Origin of the sequence: Actinomadura sp. CNU-125 (assembly GCF_001942465.1) — a bacterium.
GTDB lineage: Bacteria > Actinomycetota > Actinomycetes > Streptosporangiales > Streptosporangiaceae > Spirillospora.
Window position 1 is genome coordinate 1 of sequence record NZ_MKJY01000311.1, and the last position, 5,548, is coordinate 5,548.

Consider the following 5,548-nt stretch of genomic DNA (forward strand, 5'->3'; position numbering starts at 1 on the left):
GCACGGGTGTACGCGGACGGCGGCGTCCCGCTGCACCCGCGCGGCGCCGCGGACATCGCGCGGCTGTTCGGGCCGTTCGCGCCGCTGCCGCCCGGCATCGTGCCCGCGGCACGGTGGTGTCCCGACCGTCCGCTCGCTCCGGCGGGCCCGCCCGTCCTGTACGCGGCGGTGGGCGTCCTGCGCCGGCTGACCGGCGCCCGGGCCGGAGCCCCGGCTGAGCGCGCCGCCCCGGGGGCGTTTCGTACACCCGGGGCGATCCAGGCATGAAGTGGACGGCGACACGCCGCGAGGCCGCGACCTGGCGTTCAGCGAACGTTCAGGGGGCACTGGGCGAAGCACCGGGAACGGGCCCCTAGGGTGGCCGGGATGCCGGCGAACACTCTGACCCCACCGGACACCCGGATCGACGCACCCGCGGCGAGCCGGCCGCGGATGGGCTGGCTGGACGCCCTGCGCGGGATCGCCGCCCTGGTCGTGGTCTTCGAGCACTCCCTCGACGTACTGCTGCCCGAGGTCCGCGCCGGCGCCAGCCCGTGGTTCGATTTCGGACGCTACGGCGTGTTCGTGTTCTTCCTCGTCAGCGGCTACGTGGTGCCGTTCTCGCTGGAGCGGCGCGGCAGCGTCCGCACGTTCTGGATCGGGCGGTTCTTCCGCCTGTACCCGGCGTGGGCGGTGTCGGTGGTGCTCGCGCTGGTGCTGGCCTTGGCGGGGTTCTCCTACGGGCTGCCGGCGGCGCTCGGCGACCGGCCGTGGACGGCCGCGCTCGCGCACCTGACGATGCTGCAGGACCTGCTCGGCGTGCCCAACGTCGTGAACGTGTTCTGGACGCTCTCCTACGAGATGATCTTCTACCTGCTGGTCACGGCGATGTTCGTCGCCGGGGTGAAGCGGGCCAGCGCGCGGGTCGCGCTGGGGTTCGGGATCGCGGCCGCGCTGCTCGGCGTGGTGCTGCCGTCGCAACTGCTGGCCGCGCACTGGCCGGACGGGACGACGCTGGTCGCGGCGGTCGTCCTCGCGGGCGGGCTCGCGGCGCTGTTCGGCGGCCGCACCGTCCGGCGGATCGGGGTCGCGGTGGTGGCGACGCTGGCGCTGACGCTGCTGGTGCTGAACACCCGCATCGGCGGCGTCGAGAGCCTGTGCATCATCGCGACGATGTTCGCCGGGACGGCCGTCCGCGCGCTTCAGGACGGGCGGCTGCGGGCGTGGCCCGCCGCCGCGATGATCGCGGTGGTGCCCGTCCTGACACTGCTGGCCGGGCTGCGGCCGCCGCCGACCTGGTCGCGGCACGGCTACCCGGAGTCGCTGGGGCTGGACTGGTCGATGGCGGTCGCGGCGGCGTGGCTCACGTTCCTGGCGGGGCTCGCGCTGCGGCACCGGGCGATGCCGCGGGCGCTGGTGTGGTCGGGGCTGGTCAGCTACTCGCTGTACCTGCTGCATCCGCTGGTGATCCAGGCGGTCTGGGCGGCGTCCGGGCGCGGCGCGGAGAACCTGACGGTGCCCGAGCGGCTGGGCTGGGGCGCGGTGGTGGTCGCCGGTGCGCTCGGCGCGGCGGCGCTCGCCCACCGGTTCGTGGAAAAGCCCGCGCAACGGCTGAGCAAACGGCTTACCAGACCCCCAGGGTGACAGCGATCACTCCGGCCGCCTAAGGTGAGGCCGTCCCCGGAGGGAGGTCTTGTGGTCGGTCCCCTGCCCGACGAGCTGCCCGGCATGCTCCGCCAGCATGTGCAGGAAGCCGCTCTGGAGATGGAGCGGGAGATCCGCGAGCAGGTCCCCGAATACTCCGGCGACGACGGCGAGTACGCGCAGCGGATCGAGCGCGCCGTCCGCGACGCCGTCGCGTTCTACGTCGACTCGGTCGACCACCCCGACGCCGATCCGCGCAAGCTCACCGAGCTGTACACGCGGCTCGGCGAGCTGGAGGCCCGGCAGGGGCGGAGCCTGGACGCCCTGCAGACGGCGATGCGGGTGAGCTGCCAGGTCGCGTGCCAGCGCTTCATCATGGACGCCTACCGGCTCGGCTGGTCGCGCGAGACCCTCGGCCGCCTCACCGACTCGCTGTTCATGCTGGTCTCCCGGATCGCCGACGCCGCCGCCCAGGGGTACGCCCGCGAGCAGGGGCAGCTCGCGACCGCGCGGGAGCGCCGCCGCGAGCGGCTCCGCGACATGCTGATCACCGAGCCGTCCCCCGGGCACGAGGCGATCGCCGAACTGGCGATCGCGGCGCGCTGGGACATGCCGAAGAGCATCGGGCTGATCGCGCTCCCCGCGGGGGCGCCCGCCGGGGCGCGGATCCTGCCGCCGTCGGTGCTGGCCGACTGGGACGCGCCCATCCCGTTCCTGGTGGTGCCCGATCCGGACGGCCCCGGACAGGAGCGGCTGTGGCCCGCGCTGCGCAGGCTCGGCACCGCCGCGATCGGCCCGACGGTGCCCGTCGCGCAGGGCGCGGTGTCGCTGCGCTGGGCGCGGCACGCGCTGACGCTGATCGAACGCGGGATGCTGCCCCGGGACGAGCCGGTCCGCTGCGCCGAGCACGTGTCCGCGCTCGCGACGCTCGCCGCCGAGGAGCTCGTCGGCGCCACCGCGGGCACCGTCCTCGGGCCGCTGCTGGAGCTGCCGCGGACGCGGCGGCAGCCGCTGGCCGAGACGCTGCTGACCTACCTGCAGTCCGGCGACAACGCCGTCGTCGCCGCCGAGCGGCTGCACATCCACGAGCAGACCGTCCGGTACCGGCTCCGCCGCATCCACGAGCTGACCGGCGGCCGGTTCACCGAGCTCGACGGCCGGCTGGACGTCATGCTGCTGCTCGGGTGGCTCGTCCGGACGGGCCGGACCGAGGGCCGCTGACGGCGGCCGCTCACAGGTAGGCGGCGACGCGCGCGGCGAACTCCTCCGGGGTGACGATCTCGACGCCGAGCTTCTCGGCCTTGGCCCGCTTGGAACCGGCCTTCTCGCCCGCGACGAGCAGCGACGTCTTCGCCGACACCGAGGACGACGCGCGTCCCCCGGCGCGTTCGATGAGCTCGTTGACCTCGTTGCGGGACAGGCCGTCCAGCGGTCCGGACATCGCGCCGGTCGCGACGATCGACATCCCGGCGAGCGGGAGGTCGGCCGGCTCGGCGGCCGGCTCGTCCGCCTCGTCGGCGGATCCGGCGGCGGGACGGGCGGGCGCGCCGGGCTCGGTCATGGTGACCCCGGCGGCGACGAGCTTGTCGATCAGCGGCGCGAGCTCGGCGATCTCGGCGACGACGGTCGACGCCCGTTCGGGGCCGATCCCGTCGACCTCCTGGAACGCCTCGGCGTCGGCGGCGCGGATCGCGTCCATGGTGCCGAAGTGCCGGGCGATGCGCCGGGACATGGAGCGGCCGGTGAGGCGCACCCCGAGCGCGCAGAACACCTTGTTCAGCGGCTTGGCCTTGGCGGCCTCGATCGCGGCCAGCAGGTTCGCGGTGCTGGTCTCGCCCATCCGCTCCAGCCCGATGACCTGGTCGTGGTCGAGGGCGAACAGGTCGGCGAAGTCGGTGATGAGCCCGGCCTCGACGAGCTGGTCGATGCGGCTTCCGGCGAGGCCCTCGATGTCGAGCTGGTCGCGGCCGACGGCGTACCGGACGGACGCGACGGCGTGGCAGTCGCGGCCGCGCACGCAGCGCCAGCGCTGCTGCGAGCGGTCGATCTCGTCGCCGCAGCGCGGGCAGACCTCCGGGGCCTCGATCGGCTTCTCGTCGCCGGTGCGCAGGTGCGCCACCGGCGCCTCCACGCGGGGGATGACGTCCCCGGCCTTGTAGACGGTGACGTGGTCGCCCAGCAGCAGCCCGCGCCGCTCGATGTCGGCGGCGTTGTGCAGGGTCGCGTACCTGACGAGGGAGCCGTCCAGCTCGACCTCCTCCAGCTCGGCGCGGGGCGCGATGACGCCGGTGCGCCCGACGTTCCACTCGACGCCGATCAGCCGGGTGATCTTCTCGACGGCCGGGAGCTTGTAGGCGATCGCCCAGCGGGGCGCGCGGGACGACAGCCCGGCGTCGGCCTGGTCGGCGGCGGCGTCCGCCTTGATCACGATGCCGTCGATGCCGAAGTCGAGGTCGGCGCGCAGCGCCGCGATCTCCTGGACGCGCGCGAGGACGGCCTCGACGGTCGTCGCGGTGGTGCCGGGGACGGGCGTGACGGCGACGGTGCGGGCGCCGAGCCCGGCGGCCAGCTCCATGAGCCCGCTGTACGGCAGCTCTCGCAGCCGCTCCGCCAGCGGCTCGTCGGTGCCCTCCATGGGCAGGGCGCCGTAGGCGAAGAACGTCATCTCCACCTGGTAGGCGCGGTCCTTGGCGCGCAGCGATCCGGCGGCGGCGCTGCGGGGGTTGGCGAAGGCCGCTCCCCCGGCGCCGGTGCGGGCCTCGTTGGCGGCCTCGAACTGGTCGCGGGTCATCAGCACCTCGCCGCGCAGCTCCACCGTGACCGGCTCGGCGAGCTCCTCCGGCAGTCCGACGATCATGCCCATGCCGTGCGAGACGTCCTCGCCCGCGGCCCCGTCGCCCCGCGTCACCAGCTGGACGAGCCGCCCGCCGGTGTACCGGGCGGAGATGGCGAGGCCGTCCAGTTTGGGTTCCACGCTCCACGTCCCGACGTCGCGGCCGATGCGGCGGGCGACACCGGCGGCCCACGACTCCAGCTCGTCGGCGGAGAACACGTTGTCCAGGCTGAGCATCGGCACCGTGTGCGGCACGTCCCCGATCACGGCTCCCCCGGCGACCTTGCCGGTCGGGGAGTCGGGCAGGACGTGCTCGGGGTGCGCGGTCTCGTAGGCCGCGATGCCGCGCACGAGCCGGTCGAACGCGTCGTCGTCCAGGGTCGAGTGTCGCGCGCCGTAGTAGGCGGCGGACGCGGTGACGGCGGTCTGGACGGCGGCGGCGTACGCGGCCTGGTCGCCGATCTCGGTGGTGGGGGCCGGTGTCTCGGTCATGCCCTCATTCTTCCTTCTGGCACCGACATTTCCGATATTTCAGGTGGTCGGCGGGCCGCTCGGTGATCAAGTGGGCGTTCTCCGGGACGGGCCCGCCTCGGCCCCGTCGCCGGTTCCGTCGCCGGCCCCGTCGCCGGTTCCGGTCGCGAGTTCGTCGAACGCGCGGACGAGCGCGTCGGCGAACCCGTCCGCCTCGGGCAGCAGCCCGGGTTCGGCGGTCACCGCGACGTGCAGCGATCCGTTCCAGGAGAGCGCCCCCACCGCGAGCGGGACGCCGACGGCCAGCGGCAGGATCGGATGGACGTCGCCCAGCGGCACCCCGGCGAGCGACATCGGGACGTCCGGTCCGGGCATGTTCGACACGATCGCGCCGAAGAACCGGGCCCGGTACACGGCGCGGGCGGCGCGCGCGTGCAGCGGCGGCGGCAGCGCCCCGAGGAGCCGCAGCACGGCGGTGCTCGCCACCGCGCGGCCCGACGCGCGCGCCGTTCGGCGGAGCGGTGCACCGCGGCGAGCCGGTCGCGGAGCGGACGGCGGTCGACGGGCACGTCCAGGCGCAGCGCGGCGGACAGGTTGCCGGGGACGGCGGTGCGGCCGCGC

The 5,548-nt window shown here is 74.8% G+C and carries 4 protein-coding genes and 1 pseudogene; 3 read left to right on the top strand and 2 right to left on the bottom strand.

All coding sequences use genetic code 11. The features are described 5' to 3' along the window. The 3 genes and pseudogenes from BJF79_RS30500 to BJF79_RS30510 all read left to right on the top strand — a co-directional run. A pseudogene (locus tag BJF79_RS30500) lies at positions 1–267 on the top strand (SAM-dependent methyltransferase); the annotation flags it as partial. Positions 268–366: 99 nt separating this feature from the next. Further along, positions 367–1,623: an acyltransferase family protein gene (locus tag BJF79_RS30505; RefSeq protein WP_143220415.1), complete on the top strand. Its 1,257-nt coding sequence runs from the start codon at positions 367–369 to the stop codon at positions 1,621–1,623. 51 nt (positions 1,624–1,674) lie between these two features. Next, positions 1,675–2,844 carry a PucR family transcriptional regulator gene (locus BJF79_RS30510; RefSeq protein ID WP_083734220.1) on the top strand — a complete coding sequence of 390 codons (1,170 nt, stop codon included), beginning with the start codon at positions 1,675–1,677 and terminating at the stop codon, positions 2,842–2,844. A 10-nt stretch (positions 2,845–2,854) separates the two neighbouring features. Here the strand turns inward: BJF79_RS30510 and ligA are convergent, their stop codons facing one another. Both ligA and BJF79_RS30520 read right to left on the bottom strand, forming a co-directional pair. Continuing rightward, positions 2,855–4,948, bottom strand: a complete 2,094-nt coding sequence (ligA, locus tag BJF79_RS30515; RefSeq protein WP_075902613.1) for an NAD-dependent DNA ligase LigA — start codon at positions 4,946–4,948, stop codon at positions 2,855–2,857. 66 nt (positions 4,949–5,014) lie between these two features. After that, positions 5,015–5,548, bottom strand: a 534-nt coding sequence (locus BJF79_RS30520; RefSeq protein ID WP_143220417.1) for a WS/DGAT domain-containing protein, incomplete at its 5' end; no start/stop codon positions are given.